Source organism: Candidatus Hydrogenedentota bacterium, from assembly GCA_012730045.1.
Lineage (GTDB): Bacteria > Hydrogenedentota > Hydrogenedentia > Hydrogenedentales > CAITNO01 > JAAYBR01.
In genome coordinates this window covers 1-18366 of record JAAYBR010000064.1, presented here as the reverse complement: position 1 = coordinate 18366, position 18366 = coordinate 1, and the positions used below count along the sequence as shown (strand labels likewise).

At 70.2% G+C, this 18366-nt stretch carries 13 protein-coding genes; 1 reads left to right on the top strand and 12 read right to left on the bottom strand.

Annotated elements, in window-relative coordinates:
• Positions 1-175 precede the first annotated feature (175 nt).
• The 7 genes from GXY15_06885 to GXY15_06855 all read right to left on the bottom strand — a co-directional run bounded on the left by GXY15_06885 (position 176) and on the right by GXY15_06855 (position 9814).
• Positions 176-1225, bottom strand: coding sequence for a hypothetical protein (locus tag GXY15_06885; protein NLV40937.1), 1050 nt, complete (start codon positions 1223-1225; stop codon positions 176-178).
• Between the two features lie 32 nt (positions 1226-1257).
• Positions 1258-3006, bottom strand: a complete 1749-nt coding sequence (locus GXY15_06880; GenBank protein NLV40936.1) for a YidE/YbjL duplication — start codon at positions 3004-3006, stop codon at positions 1258-1260.
• Between the two features lie 134 nt (positions 3007-3140).
• The gene (locus GXY15_06875; protein ID NLV40935.1) at positions 3141-4421 is read right to left on the bottom strand and encodes an HlyC/CorC family transporter; all 1281 of its coding nucleotides are present in this window, start codon (positions 4419-4421) and stop codon (positions 3141-3143) included.
• Entirely contained in the window at positions 4418-5881 is a 1464-nt protein-coding gene (locus tag GXY15_06870) for an HlyC/CorC family transporter (GenBank protein NLV40934.1), read from the bottom strand. The genes GXY15_06875 and GXY15_06870 overlap by 4 nt, the downstream gene beginning before the upstream one ends.
• Positions 5881-6354: an rRNA maturation RNase YbeY gene (ybeY, locus tag GXY15_06865; GenBank protein ID NLV40933.1), complete on the bottom strand. Its 474-nt coding sequence runs from the start codon at positions 6352-6354 to the stop codon at positions 5881-5883. The genes GXY15_06870 and ybeY overlap by 1 nt, the downstream gene beginning before the upstream one ends.
• Positions 6351-8843: an HDIG domain-containing protein gene (locus GXY15_06860; protein NLV40932.1), complete on the bottom strand. Its 2493-nt coding sequence runs from the start codon at positions 8841-8843 to the stop codon at positions 6351-6353. Before GXY15_06860 ends, ybeY begins: the two co-directional genes overlap by 4 nt.
• Positions 8840-9814, bottom strand: a complete 975-nt coding sequence (locus GXY15_06855) for a PhoH family protein (GenBank protein NLV40931.1) — start codon at positions 9812-9814, stop codon at positions 8840-8842. The genes GXY15_06860 and GXY15_06855 overlap by 4 nt, the downstream gene beginning before the upstream one ends.
• A 302-nt stretch (positions 9815-10116) precedes the next feature.
• On the opposite strand from GXY15_06855, the gene GXY15_06850 reads away from it, so the two are divergent.
• Positions 10117-11088, top strand: a complete 972-nt coding sequence (locus GXY15_06850) for a sugar phosphate isomerase/epimerase (GenBank protein NLV40930.1) — start codon at positions 10117-10119, stop codon at positions 11086-11088.
• A 24-nt stretch (positions 11089-11112) separates the two neighbouring features.
• Here the strand turns inward: GXY15_06850 and GXY15_06845 are convergent, their stop codons facing one another.
• The 5 genes from GXY15_06845 to GXY15_06825 all read right to left on the bottom strand — a co-directional run bounded on the left by GXY15_06845 (position 11113) and on the right by GXY15_06825 (position 18002).
• Positions 11113-12753, bottom strand: a complete 1641-nt coding sequence (locus tag GXY15_06845; GenBank protein NLV40929.1) for a glycoside hydrolase family 28 protein — start codon at positions 12751-12753, stop codon at positions 11113-11115.
• A gap of 106 nt (positions 12754-12859) precedes the next feature.
• Positions 12860-14293, bottom strand: a complete 1434-nt coding sequence (locus tag GXY15_06840) for a hypothetical protein (protein ID NLV40928.1) — start codon at positions 14291-14293, stop codon at positions 12860-12862.
• A 192-nt stretch (positions 14294-14485) separates the two neighbouring features.
• Positions 14486-15361, bottom strand: a complete 876-nt coding sequence (locus GXY15_06835; GenBank protein NLV40927.1) for a carbon-nitrogen hydrolase family protein — start codon at positions 15359-15361, stop codon at positions 14486-14488.
• A 6-nt stretch (positions 15362-15367) separates the two neighbouring features.
• Positions 15368-16576, bottom strand: coding sequence for a hypothetical protein (locus tag GXY15_06830; protein NLV40926.1), 1209 nt, complete (start codon positions 16574-16576; stop codon positions 15368-15370).
• A 130-nt stretch (positions 16577-16706) separates the two neighbouring features.
• Positions 16707-18002: a hypothetical protein gene (locus tag GXY15_06825; protein NLV40925.1), complete on the bottom strand. Its 1296-nt coding sequence runs from the start codon at positions 18000-18002 to the stop codon at positions 16707-16709.
• Between the last annotated feature and the right edge of the window lie 364 nt (positions 18003-18366).

Genomic DNA, 18366 nt, shown 5'->3' with positions numbered 1-18366 from the left:
CCTCCCCGGGCAAAGCGGTGTCGCCGCTTCGCTCTGCCACCGCACTCCACATAACAGACGGACCCGCCAAGAACGTGCGGGGGCTCCCGCGACATCTGATGCCTGACACGCCTTTCTTCAACGACATTCCCACCCCCGGGCGGTCTGGGGCTCGCGATGACCGTTGGTGGCGGGGTCACACGACATGGACGCGGCCGCGCAGGGGGCGGCCCGCCGCGGCGGCCTCCTTCGCCAGCGCCTCCGGAAAGCCCAGCAGGCAGACGCCCCGGTCTATCGTCGCGGCGAAAAGGCGCCCCAAGTCGTTCATCTCCGGCTGGCTGGAATTGAGCGCGTTCACCCCCGGCACCCCCGCCAGCACGCCCGCAATGTGGTCGCCCCGGCCGCAGAAATGCGCCGCGCCCCCGCCGTAGCGGGCCAGCAGCCGCCCGTTGTGCGGCGCGACAAACCGCTCCACCAGCTCCGGCGACAGGTTGGTGGAGGAGTCGTCGCGGATCATGACGGCGCCCCGGTGCAGGTAGCCCCAGTGGACGTTGTATGCCGGGTCGAAGGGAACCAGCGCCGCCCAGGCGTCCATGAGCCCCGCGTAGGCGTCCGTCACCAGCCCGAGCAGCCGGTCCACCCGGCCGGGGTCCTCCAGCATTTCCAGAAAGAGCGCGCCGCCCCGCAGCAGTTCGGCGGCGTCCAGCGGACCCTGCAGGTCGGGGTGGTACAGGCGCACAAACCGGCGCACCTTCGGGTACGGTGCCATGATCTCCCGGAGGAAGGCCGCCGTGTCGAGCACGCGCGCGCCCAGCCCCGTCCGGGGGTCCGGCACCCCGCCGTCCAGCGCGCGCGCCAGCGCGTCCTCCGGCAGGGGACGATTTGCGGGCAGGGTGTCCGCCTCCTCGGACATGAGGAACAGCTCCGCGCCGAAGAGCGACGGCAGGATGCAGGTGCCGTAGTTGCACCGGACGCACATGAGCAGCCCGTCCCCCGCGGTCAGCCGGTCGGAGCACCCGCCGAACTGCTGGAGCGCCATCGCAACGGGGTCCGCAAAGGCCTCGTTCACACCCACGCGCGGCCACGCGGTTCCCGGCGGAACCGGCTTGGCGCGGCGCGGCGCGAACCCCTCCCCCGGATGCCCGCCATCGGCGAAACGCCGCCACTCCGAAAACAGGCGCTCCTCGTCGTCGGCGTCAATCCGCCGCTCCAAGTCCTCCAGGCATCCGCGCAGCACGCTGTCCAAGGCGTTCCCTCCGGCGTTGGGCGCGCCGGGGATCATAGTCCCGGCAGCACCTGCACCACAATCTGCGCCGCGAGGGTGACGAGAATCAAGGCGACGGGATAGACGGCGGCGTAGCTGATGGCGGGGATGTCGGAGTCAATCTTGGAGGAGAGGGCGCCGAGGCCGGGGGTGCAGGTCATGCCACCGCAGATGGCGCCGAGGGTTTCGAGGATGCCCATGTGCAGGAAGCGCCTGGCCACGATGTAGCCGACAAGCATGGGGACCGTGGTGACGAAGAAGCCCATGACGAGGAGCGAGGGCCCCTGCTGGCGCAGGACTTCCATGAACTGGCCGCCGGCCTGCACGCCCGCGCCGGCGAGGAAGAAGACGAGGCCCATCTCGGTCATGAGCATGCGCGCGGCCCGGGGCACATGGCCGCGGATGCCGCCGATGCTGCCGAAGTGCGCGAGCACGAGGGCCACCATGAGCGGGCCGCCCGCCGCCCCGAGGGAGAAGCTGCGGCCGCCGGGGAGCCCGAGGGGGATCATGCCGATGAGCAGGCCGAGGGAGATGCCCACGGCCAGGGAGATGATGTCGGTCTCGTCGAGGGCGCGGGTGCGGTGCCCGGCGAAGGCGGAGAACTCCTGGAGGCCCTTGGGCTCGCCGATGGCGGTCAGGACATCGCCGTACTGGAGCACTGTGTCGGCCTGGGGCACGAGGGCGACCGTGTTGCGCTCGACGCGCGTGATGGTCACGCCGAAGGCGTTGAGCAGGTTCAGCTCGCGCAGGGTCTTGTCGAGCACCTGCGGCGACGTGGCGACCACCCGCAGACGCTCGGTCTCGATGTCGAGGAAGAACTTCTTGTCCGACTTCCGGCCGATGAACTCCACCAGCGCCGGGAGCCGGTCGTCCTCGCCGACGGCCATGAGTACCTGGCCCTCCTCGAAGCGCGTGTCCGGCGTGACGGGCACAAAGCGGTCGCCCCGCCCCACGCGGGAGATCTGGCAGCGCTGCGTGGCGGTGAAGGAGTTCTCGCTGATGAGCTTGCCGAAGAGGCCGGGGTTCAGCACCTCGATGACCGCGCGCTCGATGCGGCGCGCGCCGCCTCCGCCCTTCCCGGCGCGGCGCACCTCCTCGTCGAGGTTGTACCCGAGCAGGCGGGGCGCCAGCTGCACGAAAAGGACCACCCCCACCACGCCGTAGACGTAGGCGATGCCGTAGCCCACGGACACATTGGGGTTGTGGTTGAGCGCGTCGAGGGCCGACGCCAGGGCCGGCGTGCTGGTCATGCTGCCCGCAAGCACGCCCGCGGCCAGGTCCACCGGCACCTTGAACAGCCACGCGCACACGACGGTCGCGGCGGCGCCCGCCGCGATGATGGCCGCCCCCAGCTTGGCCAGGTTGGCCCCCTCCTGCTTGAACACGCGGAAGAACGTGGGGCCGGCCGTCAGGCCGATGCAGTAGACGAACAGCACCAGGCCCAGGCTGCCGATGCCGCCGGGGATGCCGTAGCCGACGCCGCCCAGCAGCAGGGCGGTGAAGATGACGCCGCTGCTCCCGAAACTCACGCCGAAGACCGTGATCCGCCCGAACAGCATCCCCGCGCCGATCACGACAAACAGGGCGATCATCGGGTTGCCCAGCAGCTCGTCCGCCGCGCTCTTGTGTGCGGGCGCGTCGGGGGCCGCCGCCGGGGCGGCGGGTGCGGACGGGGCCCCATCCGCCGGCGCGGCGGCGGCGCACAGGGCGGCCGCGGCCGCCAGGAACAGAAGGAGGATGCACTTCATGCCAAGGTGTTTCATGGTGTTTTCGTCCTGCATGACGCCCCCGCCGGGGGCGTTCCGGGGCTCCGTTCCGCGCGGCTCAGCGCGGCTTCCGGGCCGACGGGGGAGAGTATATCACAATAGAGAATTTTTTCTCCAATTATCCCCCCCCCTCAGCCGGGAGAAGGGCCGCCCGCCGGGCGCGGGGGACTTTCGGGGGGTGCGGGGGGGGCCTTCACCTCGAGCCGGATGCTGGACACGCGGGAGGGGGTGCCCTCCAGCACGGTGATCTCGAACGCGCCGTGGCGGATGACCTCGCCGCGCGCGGGGATGCGCCCGGCGACATGGGTCACCCAGCCGCCGACGGTCTTCACCTCGCCGTCGTCCAGCTCCGTCTGGAGGGCCTCGGCGCACTCCTCCAGGTCCATGCGGCCGTCTATGACGTAGGCGGCGGGGCCGATCCTGCGGAACTGGGGGGACAGCACGTCGTGCTCGTCGTGGATCTCGCCGAAGATCTCCTCCAGGATGTCCTCGATGCAGACGATGCCGTCGGTGCCGCCGAACTCGTCAATGACCACCGCGAGGGGCTGGCGCGCGTGGCGCATCGCCTGGAGGAGGTCGTCGAGCTTCATGGTGTCGGGGACGTGCATTACGGGGCGCAGGAACCGGGCGATGTCCTCCCGGTCGGGGGTCCGGTCGGTGAGCAGGTCGAAGGCGTTGGCCACACCCACGATCTTGTCCATGGAGCCCGCATACACGGGGATGCGCGTCTTGCCGCTCGCGGTGAGGACCGCCAGCAGCGCGTGCCGGGTGACCGTCTCGGGCACCGCCGTCACGTCAATGCGCGGCACCATGACGTCCTTCGCGTGCCGGGTCTGCAGGTCCATGACCGAGTGGATCATCTCCTGCTCCTCCGGCTCGATGGAACCCGCGTCCATCCCCTCGTCCACCAGGCTGCGCATCTCGTCCACCGTGGCGAAGGGCTTGAGCGCGCCGCCGCCGCCCCCGGCGACCAGCCGCATGAGCCGGTCGGAGCACCAGGCGACGGGCAGGGCCGCGGGCAGCAGCACCAGCTCGAAGAAGCGCATGGCCGGCATGAGGGCGAGGGAGAGCCGCGTGGGGTGCGTGCGGAAGACGCTCTTGGGGAGCACCTCGCCGAAGAGGATGAACAGCGGCGTGGCCACCAGGGTGGCCCCGGTCTCCCCGAGGACGGCGGTGAGCAGGAGCGTCGCCAGCACCAGCACGAGGTTGTTGCCGACCAGCAGGGTGGAGATGAGGCGCCCGGGCCGCTCGTAGTGCGCCATCATGCGGCGGGCGCGTTCCTGCCCCTCGTTCTCGGCGAGATACCGCACGCGTATCTGGTTGCTGGAGAAGAACCCCGTCTCAAACCCCGAAAACAGGGCGGAGAGCAGCACCAGGGCCGCCAGAATGACGAGAACCGCCGCCCCGGTCATGGCGTGTCCCCCTCTTCGTTCGCGGCCGGTTCCGGCTTCCCGGCGGTCCGCACAAGCACCCTGGTCACGCGCCTCCCGTCGGTCTCCTCGATGCGGAAATGCACGCCGGAGTAATCCATCTCGTCGCCCGTCTCGGGAATCTTCTCAAACTTGGCCATGAGGAACCCGGCGACCGTCGTGTGCTCCTCGTCGTCCACGGCGATGCCCGCCAGCTTCTCCAGCTCGTCCAGGGAGAAAGTGCCGTCCACCCGGTAGAGCCCCTCCCCCACCTCCTCAAAATAGCCCTCCTCCCCCCCGTCGTCGTCGCCCACGTCGCCCACCACCTCCCGGATGGCGTCCTGAAGGGTCACCAGGCCCTCCGTTCCGCCGTACTCGTCCACCACGATCGCCATGTGGGCGTGCGACCGCTGGGAGAATTTCATGAAGTCCGCCAGGGCCATCGTCTCCGGGACAAAGTGCGCGCGCCGCGCGCGCCGCTCCACCGGCTCGTCCGGCCCGACACCGTCCAGCACGGGCAGCAGGTCCTTTGCGTAGAGCACCCCGGTGATGTGGTCCAGATCGCCGCGGAACACGGGCATGCGGGAGCACTCCTGTTCGCGGAACATCTCCAGGGCCTCCCCCGCCGTGGCGCCCTCGGGAATCGCGATGACATCCGGCCGGGGCACCAGGATGTCCCGCACCGTCTTGTCGCCGAACTCGATGATCCCCTCGATCATCTGGCGCTCGTCCTCCTCGATGACGCCGGAGGCGCGGCTGTCCTCCAGCAGCGACTTGAACTCGTCGTCCGTCATGAAGGGGGCGGGGGGCACCTCGCTGAACCGCGTGACGCGGAAGAGAAGCGCCGTGAACCGCATGAGGGCGTCGCGGAAGGGCCGCATCGAACGGTCGAGCAGGTACAGGGGAAACGCGGCGGCCTGGGCGAACAGGGTGTTGCGGGAGAATCCGATGACCTTGGGCAGCACCTCGCAGAAGATGACCAGCACAAGGGTGGTGAAGAAGGTGCTCAACAGGTAGGAGGCGGTCGGCGAAAACCCGAGCGACAGGTCCAGCACCCGCGCCATCGGGCCGCCGAACAGCACGCCGATGAGGATGTTGACCAGGTTGTTCGCGATCAGCAGCGTCGCCAGCAGCCCGCCCGGCTGCTCCATGAGCCTCGCCCCCAGCCGGGCCGGGGCGCCCCCGGTCTCGCGCATCGTGCGCAGGCCCACCTTGCTGATGGAGAAGAACGCCGCCTCAGAGGCGGAGAAGAAACCGGACATCCCCGCCAGCATCAGTATGGCCGTCATGCGGCCCGGGGTGAAAATGGCGCTCCACGACGCGGCGCCGGCTTCCGGCGCGCCGGCCAGGGCGCTCCCCGTGAGCAGGGCAAGCCCCGCCACTCCCGCCGCGGCCGCGGCGGCTCCCCGCCCGAGGCGCCGGAAACCGTTCCGGGACACCTGTCTGGGCCCTGGCTCTTCCATCACCCGGCCTTCCCCCCGCGCCACGCATCGCCGGGGGACACGCCGAGACAGCGCGCCTGGACCGCCTGCATGGCGCGGCGCTCGGCGGCGGTCCCGTGGTCGTGCCCGATCAGGTGCAGCAGGCCGTGGCAGAACAGCAGCCGCACCTCGGCCCGCATGGCCTCCGGGTCGCCCGCGCAGCGCGCGGCGACCATGTCCAGCGAGATCACAATGTCGCCGAGCACCCGGCCGTCGGGGGGGGCCGCCCCGTCCTCCTGCCCGAACGAGAGCACGTCCGTGGGGCCCCGCTTCCCCCGGTACTCCCGGTTGAGTCCGGCGATGAACTCATCGCCGCAGAAAAGCACGCTCACCTGGAACGCCCCCTCCATGCCCTGGTCCGCGAGGACCTTTTCGCTGAGCCGGCGCAGGGCGTCGCTCCGGAAGCATCCGGCGCGGCCGGACGTGTTTCTGGCCTCGATGGTGACCCGTGTCATGCGGTCTTCTCCTTTGCGGCGGCGCGCGCCGCCCCCGCGGCCGGAATCATCGGCGATGTGGGGTATTTGATCCGCGTGTGCAGGGCGCTCATGATCGTGCGCGCCGTGATCTCCGCGATGGTGTTGAGCTGTTTGAGGGTCAGGTCGCACTCGTCAAACTGGCCGTCGCGGCTGCGCGAGTCGAGGATGCCGCGGACAAACGCCAGCACCTGCGCCTCCGTCGGGGCGTCGAGCGAGCGCACCCCGGACTCGGCCGCGTCGCCGATCATGAGGATGGCCGTCTCCGGGCGCTGCGGGCGCGGCCCGGGATACCGGAACGCCGCCTCGTCCACGTTCTCCCCCCCCGTCCGCTCCACCGCCTTCTCATAGAAGAAGCTGATCCGGTTGGTGCCGTGGTGCTCGATGATGCCGTCCACGATCACCCTGGGCAGCCCGGCGCGGCGGGCGATCTCCACCCCCCGCGCCACATGGTCGCGGATGACGACGGCGCTTTCCGCGGGGGAAAGGGTGTCGTGCACGTTGCGCCCCGACTGGTTTTCCGTGAAACTCTCCGCGTTGAGCGACTTGCCGATGTCGTGGTAATAGGCGCACACGCGGGCCAGCAGCCCGTTGGCCCCGATGGCGTCGGCCGCGCGCTCCGCGATCTGGCCGAGAAACAGGCTGTGGGCGTAGGTGGCCGGGGCCTTCATGGCCAGGTCGGCCAGGATCGGACTGTTCAGGTCGGAGTACTCCAGCAGCGTGATGTCCGTCGTGAGCCCGAAGAAACGCTCCAGCGGGGACAGCAGCCCGGGCACGGCCATCATGCAGAAACCGCCGTTCAGCAGGATGAGCATCAGGCGGCGCAGGAAGCTCTCGGCGAGCAGCGACTCGGTGGAGAGGGTGACGGCCACGGCGGCGGTGAAGCCCGCCGCCATCGCCGCGAGGGACGCGGCGGTCATGTCGCCGCGCCTGCGGACGCGGCGGACCGTGAGCGCGCCGGCCAGGGCCATCGCCCAGGCCACCAGCATGAGCCGCCAGTTGTACTGGTACTGGGCGGAGACCAGCACCGCGGCCACGGCGCTGAAGAAGGCCGCCGTCTGCGCGCCGACGAGAATGGCGCAGAGGATCGCGCCCGCCGCCACGGGCAGCACGAAGCCCGAGGGCTCGAAGTAGGAGGTGACGCGGCCCATCACGAGCACCATGCACAGCATGGTGAGGGCCACGGCAAACTGCGGGGGGCCGTCGCCCGGCCGCGCGCGCCCGGAAACCGGGGCGCCGGGGGGGGCGCACAGCTTGTAGAGGGCGGCGAAGGAGATCAGCGTGAGGATGATGTTGGAGAAAAGCGTGTTCACCACGCGCAGCAGGGGGCGCTCCTCGCGCTGGATGATGCCGAGATAGGTCTGCGCATCCGAGCGCGACTGCTTCGTCCAGCGCTTGCCCCGGTCCTGGATGATCTCGCCCGCCTCCACGCCCTTCATCACCGGCGGCACCGACTCCGCCGCCCGGGCGCGCGCCGCCGTCGCCGCCACCATGTCCTCCGACAGCGTCGGGGCGACCAGGGGCCCGCACACGGCCATCACGGCCTCCTGGATCCGGGCGTAATCCGCCTCTGTGAGGTTCGACTGCTCCTGCGTGGCCCGCTTCGCCATCGTCACCAGGCGCGCCCCCAGCGCCTCCACCGCGTCCGCCACCGTGGGCACGTTGCCGTACTCCACCTCCGCCCCCTCCTGCGTGTCGGGGCCGGACCGCTCCTGCCGCCACACCACCACCCGCCGCTGCCGCTGGGCCTCGGCGAGCTGCGCGCCGCGCACCCCCGCGTTCAGCACCTCCTCCAGCGCGGCCAGCGCCATGGAGCCCAGGCGGTCCGCGTCGAAAAACGTGGGCGGGGCGGGCTCCGGCAGCGCGGCAAGCCCCTCCGGGCCGGCTTCCGGCGCGCCGGCGGGGCGGCCCGAGAGGCTGTTCTTGTCCGGCAAAAGCCAGGGCGCCAGCAGGTCCGCGTCGGGCATGTCGGCCCAGTCTCCGGACTCCCGCAGGCGCACGGCCACCGCGCGCGCGGCGCGCTCCGCCGCCGCCGGGGACTGGTCGGACACGGGGGGCGCGGCCGCCGGGGGCAGCGCCTCCAGCACCGCCCCCCGGGCCTCGCGCAGGCGGGCGATCTTCTCGCGCAGGGCCAGCAGCTGCGCGTTCACCTTCTCCGGGTCCACGCGGTAATAGTCGGGCACCTTCGCCATCTCCAGCTCCCGCGCCTCCTGCGTGAGCTGGATGTCCGGCGCCTCATAATAGAAGGCCGCGCGGACCTCGCGGGTGGCGATGGGCGACTCCAGGTCCATGCCGACCAGCAGGTCGGGCGAGGGCTCGCGCGTGAGCGACGCCACGCAGACCAGGAAGGCCCCCGCAAGCAGCATCCGGTTGGCCCGCACGCCGCGCGCGCGGAACCGCCCGGCGATCCGTGCCAGAACGGGCCGCAGCAGCCTCCCTCCAAGGGGGTTCTCGCCGGTGGAAACGCTCATCCCTCGCGCCGCGTCCGTCCGCCGCGGTGCAGCGTCCGCTCCCCGTCGGCCTCATAGGCCTTGATGATCTGCTGGACCAGCGGGTTGCGCACCACGTCCCGGCTCGTGAGCTGGACGAGGCCGATCCCCGGAAGCCCCGTGAGCACCCGGCAGGCGTCCTCCAGCCCGGAGGTCATCCCCGGCGGCAGGTCCACCTGCGTCACGTCGCCCGTGACCACCGCGCGGGAACCCTGCCCCAGCCGCGTTAAAAACATCAGCATCTGGTCCGCCGTCGTGTTCTGCGCCTCGTCCAGAATGACAAAGGCCTGGTCCAGCGTGCGGCCCCGCATGAACGCCAGGGGCGCCACCTCGATGCACTGCTGGTCAATGAGCCGCCGGACCCGGTCCACGTCCACCATGGCGTACAGCGCGTCGTACAGCGGGCGCAGGTAGGGGTTCACCTTCTGCTCCAGGTCGCCGGGCAGGAAACCCAGCCGCTCCCCCGCCTCCACCGCCGGGCGCGTCAGCACCAGCCGCTTCACCTGCTTGCTCAGGAGCGCGGACACCGCCGCCGCCATCGCCAGATAGGTCTTTCCCGTCCCGGCGGGGCCGATGACCATCGTGACCTCGTGGGAGTCTATCGCGTCCAGATACCGGCGCTGGCCCCGCGTGCGCGGGCGGATGTGCACATCCTCGCGGATCGCCGCCGGCCGCTGGGAGAGCATGTCGCCGAGCTGGCGGGCCTCCACCTCCCGCGCCTCCACCACCGCCGAGTCCACATCGGCCAGCGTGGGCGCCCGCCCCGACCGCACCGCGTCCAGCAGCCCGGACAGCACCCGGCTCGCCAGCACGGCCTCCTCCTCCCCCCCGATCACGACCACCTTCGCCCCCCGGTCCACAATGCGCACCCCCGCGCGCTCCTGCAGCCGCTTGCGCAACTCGCCGTTCTGGCCGAGAAGGCTCACGGCCTCCTCCTGATTGTGCAGTTCCATCTCGTGCGTCAGGGTTGTCTTCGCGTCCTTCTGTCAGGGCCCGCCCCCAGGCCGGACCCGGTTCACCACCGCGCGGCACACCGTCCGCGCACGCCTATTGTAGCGCAACCGCCCCACCCGCGCAATGGCGGGCGACCGGAAGCGGCGGAGCCTGAGTTCATACAGTAAGTGCAACGGTCTGACGTGCGCCCGAAGACAAGGCCGCCGAGACGGCGGCGGTTCGGAACGCCGCGCTTGTATGCCGCCCCGCGGTTGTGGCATGGTTTTCCGGGTTTTCCACGCATCCAACAAGGAGGTTTCACATGAAGTCCCTGACGCTTTTGTCCGCTGCGGCCGTTTTCTGCGCCGCCGCGCTGCTGTCCGTCCCCTGCGCCGCGCAGGACGCTCCCGCGTGGAAGGTGTCCATCCGGGACGTGTTCCTGGGGAAGAACACCTTTGACTCTCCCGCGGCGGGGCTGAAGCAGCTCGGGCTGGACACGGTGGAGAGCAACCTCGACCGCGACTACACGATGATGGATCTGGAGACGGCAGAGAGGGTGTCGGTGAAAAGCGACGACGAGGCGAAGGCCTACCGGGCGAAGCTGGACGCGCTGGGCGTCCGCTGCTGCGCCCTGCTCACGGCGGTGGACTTCAGCGCGGGGGACCATGAGTCCAACATCCAGTGGATCGTGCGGGCCGTGGAAATCGCGGACATTCTGGGCGCGCAGGCGGTGCGGATTGACTCGGCCATGAAGCAGGAGCGCGAGCTGGACTTCGACACGCGGGTTAACCTCTTCGCCGACAACCTGTCGGAGATCCTCAAGCGCACGGAGGGGAAGAACGTCGCGCTGGGCATCGAGAACCACGGGTTCCAGGGGAACAACCTGGCCTTCCTGCTGAACATCTACACGAAGGTGAACTCGCCGCGCCTGGGCTCGACGCTGGACACGGGCAACTTCTACTGGCGGGGCTACCCCCTCGGCGAGGTGTACGGCATCCTGCGGCTGCTCGCGCCCCACGCCAAACACACGCACTTCAAGAACATCAACTACCCCGAGGACCAGCGCGAGCAGATCCGCGAGGCGGGGTGGAAGTACGCCGAATACGCGTGCCCGCTGGAGCAGGGGGACATTGACACGGTAAAGGTGCTGCAGATCCTCCGCGACGCCGGGTACACCGGCACCCTCTGCATGGAGGACGAGTCGGTGGGTAACTGCAAAACCCGCGGGGAGCGCGCGGCCCAGCTCGAGCGCAACACGAACCACATGCGCGCGGCCATCGCCGCGCTGAAATAGGACGGGCGGGGGGGCTGTCCCCCGTCAGCGCGCCTTCACCCGCTCTTTCCCCGCGCGGCCCGTGTCGTTGTTCATGAGGCGGATGTCCGCGCAGCCGCCGGTTTCGGCGAGGAAGGCCTCCGCGGCGTCCGCCACGCAGCCCGTGACCAGCAGGTCCCGCGTGTCGCGGAGGAGCACCTGCGTCGCCGCGCCGGGCACCGCCCGGGCCTGGAGCCCGTCGAGCCGCATTCCCTCCACATCGTCGCAGACGATGGCGGGGCGCGGGTCGGCGGCGTCGAAGCCGAGCCGGACATCGCGCACGGTGAGGCCGCGCACATGGCGAAAGAACAACCCGTAGGCGGGCAGGTCGCCGAACATGAAGGCCTCGGGGTATTTCTCCTCCAGCTCGGGCACGTCGGCCAGAGGGCGGGTCTTCCCGCCGCCCTGGAACCGGATGCTGATGTTGGACAGGCTCACGTTCTCGATGCAGTGCCCCGGAATGCCCGAGACGGCGCAGCCGACCACGCCCGCGCCGGTGGCCACGATGTTGCTGACGGCGATGTCGCGCATCACGCCCGGGGCGGGCTTCGGGTCGCCGGGCTTCGGCGTCTTGCCGCGGTTGCCCAGGCGCATGAACAGCGGCGCGGCGGTCCCCTCGATGACGATGTTGGAGATGGACACGCGCTCCAGGACGCCGCCGTCCACCAGCTCCAGCGAGATGCCGGAGATGCCGTCCACCCGGCCCGAAAGCTGTTCCCCCTCCGACGGCCTGGACTGCGACCGCTGGATGACGCAGTTGCTGATGGCGATGTCGCGGAAGCCGCCCGCGGACTCGGTGCCCATCTTGACGGCGTTGCAGTGGGAGCGCAGGATGCAGTTGGTGACCACGACATGCTCCGTCGCGCGCGGGCCCGTGCTCTTCAGCGTGAGGGCGTCGTCGTCCGAGTCGCCCACGCAGTCCGACACCACCACGTTCCGGCAGCCGTCCAGGTCAATCATGTCGTTGTTGCCGCTGACGTGGTTCCACACCGTGATCCCGCGCACTGTGAGGAAGTCGCAGTCTAGGTAGTGCTGCATCCACATGGCCGAGTTGCGCATCGTCACCCCCTCCACCAGCACGTTGCGGCAGCTGATGAGGCGGATGAGGTAGGGCCGCACGGCATAGCGCGGATGGACCGGGTAGCGCCCCGCCGCCGTGAGCGCGCGGGACGCTTCCTTCCCCTCGGCGTCCGTGGCCGTCTTTCCCCGGAAGGCCGCGCCCTGCCCGTCGAGGACGCCCGCCCCCGTGATGCCCACGTCCTCCAGCCCCTCGCCCCAGACTAGGGCGCGCACGGTGTACTCGTCGCTCCGCGAGGCGTGGGCGCAGGTGTTCACGGGGTAGTCCGCGAGGTTCGTGCTGCCGAGGACTGTCGCCCCCTGCTCCACCCGCAGGTGGACCCCGCTCTTCAGGTACACCGTCCCCGTCAGATAGGCCCCCGGAGGAAACGACACCACGCCGCCCCCCGCCGCCGCGCAGGCGTCAATGGCCCCCTGGATCGCTGCCGTGTCCAGCGCCGCGCCGTCACCCAGCGCGCCGTGCGCGGTCACGTCGTACACCCCGCCCGGCGGCGCCGCCGCCGCCAGCCCCGCCGCGAAAAGCAGCGCGACGCCCGCGCACGTGACCTGCCAGTTTGCCCGCACGCTCATGGGAAGATCCTCCAGCCGCCGTTGCGCCGCGTTGCGGGGGCGCGCGCCCCCCGGGGGCACTGTATCACCGGCGGCTGTCAGCGTCAACCGGAGCGCGGCGGCGGGATTACGGCTGCGGGGCGGGCTCCCCGGTGAACTGGAAGGCGTAGAGCTTGGCGCGGGTCATCTTGAAGTGGATCCGGACGGGCCGGCCCGCCAGGGCGGACACGTCCGGGCTGCCCCGCCAGTACACGGTCTGCGCGGTGAAGTTGCCGCCGATCTCCTCGCAGTCGGCGAGGGTGAACCCGGGGAGCGGCGCGTTGTCCGCACCGCGGAGTTCCACGAAAACCGTCCCCATGCCGCCGGAATCCGCGTTCAGCAGGAGACGGTTGCCGGTGAACCGAAGGACGGGCGTGGTGAGCCAGCCCCCCGTGTGGTCCGCGTCGGCGGAGAAAAAACCGTCAAGCCGCTGCCGGACAACGCCCACCCCGCCCAGCTCCTCCGGTACACCGTCATACTCGGGCCGGAGGACCACGGAGTCATGCGTGCGCCCACTGGAGGTGTAGTACTGGTAGAGCCAGCCGCCGCGGCGGGCGATGCCGGGCCCCATGGTGGCGTACCAGCGGTCCCACTCGTCGGCCTGGCCCATGGGAAAGTAGGGGCTGCGGTCGGGGCGCCGCCATGCGATGCCGTCGCGGCTGACGGCGAGCTGGATTTCGAGGAGGCCGTAGTCCTCCCACTGCCCCGGCGTGCGCGGGCGGATGAAGGGCTGGCGGTCGGGGTGGAAATGCCGGAACTGCGCCGTGAACATCAGGTACGCGTCCTGCGCCCAGGGATAGAGCGTGGCGGCGTTGTAGTAGATGTCAGAATGCGGGTCGTCCTCCCCGTCCGCCGCCAGCACCACCTGCGCGTTGCGCGGCGTGAGCCACATGCCGTCCTCCGCGGCGCGCGTGTGCGGCCAGGGTTTGAGCGGGTCGTCCGTCTCGATGCGCGCCACGCGCCGCTGGTTCTCGGAGGACGCCTCCAGCGCGCGCGTGTAGACCACGTACTTCCCGATGCGCGGGTCCCACCAGACGATGCACGGGTTGTCCGTGAAATAGGGCAGCACCCGGCCGTCGGGCGTGAAGGCCAGCCCGTCCGCCGAGTGGGCGGCGTAGACGCCGTGTTTTTCCGGGTCGAAGGGCATGTCAAACTCGATCCAGAAGAGCTTGTAGCGCCGCGCCGGATCGGCGTCGTGCGGGTCCAGAAAGAGGGTGGGAAAACGGCCGCCCGGGATGGTGTGCCCCGTGTTGGCGAAGCGCACCCCGTCGTCGCTCTCGTACACTGCAAGGCCGTCCGCGCCGATGTAGAGCCGGATTTTCCCCCCGTCCTCCACCACCCGGCTGACATGCCCCTGGAGGCGGTTCCCCTGCGCGTCCAGCACCAACCCCAGTTTCTGCGCCGGGTTCATTCGGAGGACGATGTTCGCGCTTTCGGCGATAAAGCGGTCGTCGAGGAAAAGCTGCCGACGGTCGCCCACGTCCAGCGGCGCGTCGTCCGCCGCCGGGGCGGCCTGAAACAGCGCCGCAAGCGCGGCCACGGACAGAAACGCGCCGGCCCGCCACGGACCGGCAACGGCGGACAAGACCCTCAAAAACACGGTGTCACCCTCTCTCCATTTGCCCCTTCCGGGCGGCTCCTCCCGGCCCGACTCCGCCAATGATACCACGGTTCACACCGGCCCGCCGCGGCGGCCTCCCGCTCCGTGACGGCGCTATTCCCCCTTCTCCGGGGCGGACTCGGCGGGGATGTCGCAGAGGACGAGGTCCGGTTGGATGAACCGCCCGACGGCGTGGACTTTTCCGTCGGGCCGGGCAACGGTGGAGCAGCCGCTGTGGAGGTGGCCGGCCCAGTCGCCGCCGGCGACGCGGGAGAGACCGGTGTCGGCGGCGACGACCCAGAGGCCCGTTTTTCCGGCGACGTTCTTGATGTGGTTGATGAAGCTGACGCCGTTGTCGAGGAGGTCTTCCTCCTTCTCGGCGAAGCCGTGGGGGGCAATCAACAGCCAGGCCCCGAGTTTGGCCGCCTTCAGGGGATGCGCGATGTTAAAATTGTCGGCGCAGATGGTGAGGCCGACGCGGCCAAACTCGGTGTCGGCGGTCTTAATGTCCCGCGCGCTGCCCGCGTCATAGAGGTGTGCGGTGAGCTCGGGCAGGGTGCTGATCTTCCGGTGCTTGAGGACAACGGCCCCGGCGCGGTCAATGAGCACCGCGGCGTTGTAGGTCTTGTCGCCGTCCTTTTCCAGGCATCCGGCGCAGACCCACACGCGGAGCTCCCGGGCCAGCGCGCCGAGGAAGTCGGTGTAGCGGCCGGGGACGGGCAGCGCCACCTCGCGCGCCCGCTGGTGGAGCCAGCCGAAATCCACGGCCTCGGGCAGACAGACGAGGTCCGCGCCCTTCCCGGCGGCGTCACGGATTCCCTGCTCCGCGCGGCGCATGTTCTCCTCCAGGTCGCCGTCGGCCACGTCCATCTGGACCAGCGCGACGCGCATCCCGGGATGCGGGCGGGGTGCCCGGTCGGGGGCCGCCATGCAGGGGGCGGACGCCGCCAGCACAGGCAGCAGCCAGGCAACCTGTCCGAAAGCGCGCATGGGGGCTTACTCGACGTTGAAGACGTTGGCCACCTTGAAGACGACGGTGCCGCCGGAGATGCCGGAGGCCGTGACGGCGCAGCCGCCGTCGGCGGTGAGGGCGACGGCCTTGCCGGTGGCACCGGGCAGGCGCTCGTCGGTGAAGTTCCAGAGCACCGCGCCGCCGGCGGTGAGCTTGGACAGCAGGGGCTTGCCCAGGGTGTCGGCCCCGGCGGCGACCAGGTCGCCCTGCGGAGTCTCCGCGAGGGCGTGGGGGAGCTGCACCGTCTCGCCGTTTTCATAATGGTGGAACCACACGGCGTCGCCGTTGGCGTCAACCTTGGCCATCCAGCAGCCGTGGATGAGCGCCTTGGTGATGTTGTTGATCAGCTCGCCGCCCATGACATAGCCGCCGTCCGCCGTTTGCACGACGGCGTGGGCCTCGGCCCCGTAGCCGTCCGCGGTGTCCTGGTAGGTCTTGGACCATTCCAGGTTCCCCGCGGCGTCCAGCTTGATCAGAACGGCCGCGTAGCCGTGGTCGCCGGACCCGTGGCCCGCGAGGATGTAGCCGCCGTCCGCCGTCTGCTGCCCGGCCTCGATGAGCTCCTCCACCTCGCGGGACTGGTCGTTGATAACCTTGTGGAACTGCACATTGCCCGCCGCATCCGTCTTGAGGATGCTGGCCAGGCTGACCCCGCCAACATAGGACGCCCCGAAGGCGGCGTAGCCGCCGTCGGCGGTCACCTGGAGCGCAGCCGGCTTGTTGCCCACGCACAGGTCGCCGCCCGCGTCGTAGGGGTTCACAGGCGCGTAGGCCTTGGACCACACGATGCCGCCCGCTGCGTCGGTCTTCACCAGCAGGTAGGACTTATCCGGAAGCTGGTCCTGGTAGAAATGCCCCGCGCCGAGGAGGATGTACCCGCCGTCCGCCGTCTGGCGCGCCCCGCGCGCCTCCTGCCTCCACAGCTCGCCGTTGTTGCTGTCCGGCGTGCGGTTGGAATAGGTCTGGTCCCATTCCTTGGCACCTGCGGCGGTGAGTTTCAGCGCATACATGTTGTAGGACGAGTCATGGCCGCCCCCCATGAGGAAGCCGCCGTCGGCGGTCGCCTCAATCGTGGTTCCAAACACGCTGTCCGGCGTCGGCACGAAGAACCACGCGAGAACGGGGGCCTTGCATCCGGCAAGGGACAGGCAGAGGGCCGCGCAAACCAGCAGGGTGAGGGTGCGGAACTTCACGGAGGGATCCTCCCAGGGGTGGCGTCGCCGCCGCCCCGGCCGCCGGAGACTCCCCGGCACCAAAGGCGGCGGCGTAATCCTACACCCGCGAAGGGGTCCTGTCAACGGAATTCCGGCCGCCGGGACGCGGTTAGCGCGGCGGCATCAGGAAAAGGCGGCCCTCGCCCGCGTCCAGGGAAACCTGGATGCCGGGCATTTCCGGGCTTTCGTCGCGCACGGGGATTTCCCCGCCGGCGTTCTTGTCCACCTCCGTCACCTGCTCCGCGGGCGCGTCGAACTCCACGGTGGGCCACGCCGTGAGGGCGTGCCGGTAGTTCATCAGCATCACGGCGCGGCGGCCGTCCTCATGCGTGAACGCGCCCACCAGATAGTCGTTCGGCGGGTCCACGGCGTCGCGGGTGATGGTGCGGAGGGGTGTTCCCTTAAGCGCTTCGGCGGGGTCGTCCCCGGGCGTGACACGCCGCACCTCGGTGCTCGTGAGCCGCATCAGCACGGGGCCGAGGTGTTTCAGCTGCGCGTTGATCCGCTGGGCCTGCCCGTAATGGCGCGTCCGCTGCCCGTCCCGGGCGATGATGGCGCCGCCCTTGGGAAACTCGGGGCTGACGGGGGTGTAGTAGCAGAAGTACAGGACCCCACGCGCGCCGTAGGTAAGGGAGGCGTAAATCTGCCAGCGCAGCTGGTCCTCCGTCGGGTCGGTCTGCGGGCCGTAGGGCATGGTGTTGAAGAAGTTCCAGAAGGGGATGCCCGCCTGAAGCGCGTATTTGCGCATCACGGCCAGGTTCTCGCAGTAGCCGTCGCGGCCGTCCCCGTCCGGCTTGAACACCGGGTAGTGGTCCATGCTGAGCACGTCCACCCCCACCTCCGCCACAAACCGCGCCACGTGCTCGTCATAGGTCGGCGTGCCCAGCTGCTTCGGCGTCGCGTAGTTGGGGAACAGGTTGATGTACGCCAGCCGGCCCGGCCGCGCCCGGCGCACGGCGTCCACCTGTTCACGCAGGCCAGGAAAGTCCGCGGCCCCCGGCTCGTCGCGCAGCGCGTAGCCCCAGCAGGCCGGGTCCTCCGGGAGTTCCCCGGGGGCGATGCCGGACGCGAACACCACCGCCTTCAGGTCGTGTTTCCGGCAGAGGGCAAGCTGCCGCTCCAGGGCCTTCCGGTCGGCCCCGGCGGCGGACCCGATGATCATCGTGAAGTGGGCGTCGGCGATTTCCTGGTAGCGCTCCTCCGCGCGGTCGTCCAGCGGCGGGTCCACCCAGAACCCGACGGCAAACCGGTCCTGCTCAAACCGGGGAGACGGGGGGGCCGCGTCCGCCCCGTGCGCGCCGCGCGCCGTTCCCGCGCAGCCGGGGCACATTCCCGACAGCAGCAGTGCGACGGCCGCGGCCGCGGCAAGGCGGCCAAACAAACCCCGGGTGGAATGGCTGTCCATGAAAGCTCCTTTCGGCCGGCGCTCCGGCCCGCACCATCGTAGCATAGGGATTTGCGCCGGTGTGCGGCCGCCTGCCGCCTTCCTAATCGCCGGATAAGACATCGCGAGAACCGAAGCCGTGGCGGGAACGAGATTGCCGCGCTTCGCTGCTAAGAAAGTATCGGGTTCGCTGGAGAGGCCGTGCCCCTGGGATCGCCAAGCTTCCCCTTGGCATTCGGGGAAACACGGAGCGACTAGGCCCGCGCGGAAGAACCCAAGAGGCCAAGCTGGAGCTTGGCGAGCCCAGGGGGCGCGCGGTTTGGGCGATGGAGGGAGCCGAAGCCGTGGCGAGACGGGAGGGGCGCGCGGCGTCTCCTTTTGGAGT

Bases quoted from the DNA above. Each gene is read 5' to 3' on its own strand.
- GXY15_06880 (NLV40936.1), bottom strand. From the start codon at position 3,006: ATGAAACACCTTGGCATGAAGTGCATCCTCCTTCTGTTCCTGGCGGCC.
- GXY15_06875 (NLV40935.1), bottom strand. From the start codon at position 4,421: ATGACCGGGGCGGCGGTTCTCGTCATTCTGGCGGCCCTGGTGCTGCTC.
- GXY15_06870 (NLV40934.1), bottom strand. From the start codon at position 5,881: ATGGAAGAGCCAGGGCCCAGACAGGTGTCCCGGAACGGTTTCCGGCGC.
- ybeY (NLV40933.1), bottom strand. From the start codon at position 6,354: ATGACACGGGTCACCATCGAGGCCAGAAACACGTCCGGCCGCGCCGGA.
- GXY15_06860 (NLV40932.1), bottom strand. From the start codon at position 8,843: ATGAGCGTTTCCACCGGCGAGAACCCCCTTGGAGGGAGGCTGCTGCGG.
- GXY15_06855 (NLV40931.1), bottom strand. From the start codon at position 9,814: ATGGAACTGCACAATCAGGAGGAGGCCGTGAGCCTTCTCGGCCAGAAC.
- GXY15_06850 (NLV40930.1), top strand. From the start codon at position 10,117: ATGAAGTCCCTGACGCTTTTGTCCGCTGCGGCCGTTTTCTGCGCCGCC.
- GXY15_06845 (NLV40929.1), bottom strand. From the start codon at position 12,753: ATGAGCGTGCGGGCAAACTGGCAGGTCACGTGCGCGGGCGTCGCGCTG.
- GXY15_06835 (NLV40927.1), bottom strand. From the start codon at position 15,361: ATGCGCGCTTTCGGACAGGTTGCCTGGCTGCTGCCTGTGCTGGCGGCG.
- GXY15_06825 (NLV40925.1), bottom strand. From the start codon at position 18,002: ATGGACAGCCATTCCACCCGGGGTTTGTTTGGCCGCCTTGCCGCGGCC.